The following is a 912-nucleotide window of genomic DNA, read 5'->3' on the forward strand; positions in this document are numbered from 1 at the left end:
GTCGGAACTTAGGGGGGAAGGTCAGATCCTCTAGGCCTCCTCCCCCCCTTGACAGGGGTCTTTAGGTCTGGTACTTTTTTCTTTGCGCTGCCTGGGAGGCGGCGGGGGATCTTGAAAGCTGGGGTGGCGAGTGATGCGGTTGTGAGCCGTACGGCAGTGCGGCTCTGTAGGGTCAAGATGCTAAGGGCCCACGGTGGATGCCTTGGCACCCGAGCCGATGAAGGACGTGGCTACCTGCGATAAGCCAGGGGGAGCCGGTAGCGGGCGCAGATCCCTGGATGTCCGAATGGGGGAACCCGGCCTGTGGGAACACAGGTCACCGCCGTTTGGCGGGGGGAACCTGGGGAACTGAAACATCTCAGTACCCAGAGGAGAGGAAAGCGAAAGCGACTCCCTGAGTAGCGGCGAGCGAAAGGGGAAGAGCCTAAACCGTCCGGCTTGTCCGGGCGGGGTTGTGGGGCCCTCGGATACCGAATCCCTGGTCTAGCCGAAGCTGTTGGGAAGCAGCGCCAGAGAAGGTGAAAGCCCTGTAGGCGAAAGGCTTAAGGGATAGGTGAGGGTACCCGAGTACCCTGTGGTTCGTGGAGCCATGGGGGAATCTGGGCGGACCACCGCCTAAGGCTAAGTACTCCGGGTGACCGATAGTGGACCAGTACCGTGAGGGAAAGGTGAAAAGAACCCCGGGAGGGGAGTGAAATAGAGCCTGAAACCGTGGGCTTACAAGCAGTCGCGGCCCCTTTGCGGGTTGCGGCGTGCCTATTGAAGCATGAGCCGGCGACTCACGGTCGTGGGCGAGCTTAAGCCGTTGAGGCGGAGGCGTAGGGAAACCGAGTCCGAAGAGGGCGTTTAGTCCGCGGCCGTGGACCCGAAACCGGGTGAGCTAGCCCTGGCCAGGGTGAAGCTGGGGTGAAA

Annotated in this window: 1 rRNA gene; it reads left to right on the forward strand. The window is 61.8% G+C overall.

The window, feature by feature from the left end:
* Positions 1 to 170: 170 nt before the first annotated feature.
* Positions 171 to 912 (forward strand): 23S ribosomal RNA (locus tag ABDH49_09150); the annotation flags it as partial.

It is taken from the genome of Candidatus Hydrothermales bacterium, assembly GCA_039630235.1.
Taxonomy (GTDB): Bacteria; Hydrothermota; Hydrothermia; order Hydrothermales; family JAJRUZ01; genus JBCNVI01.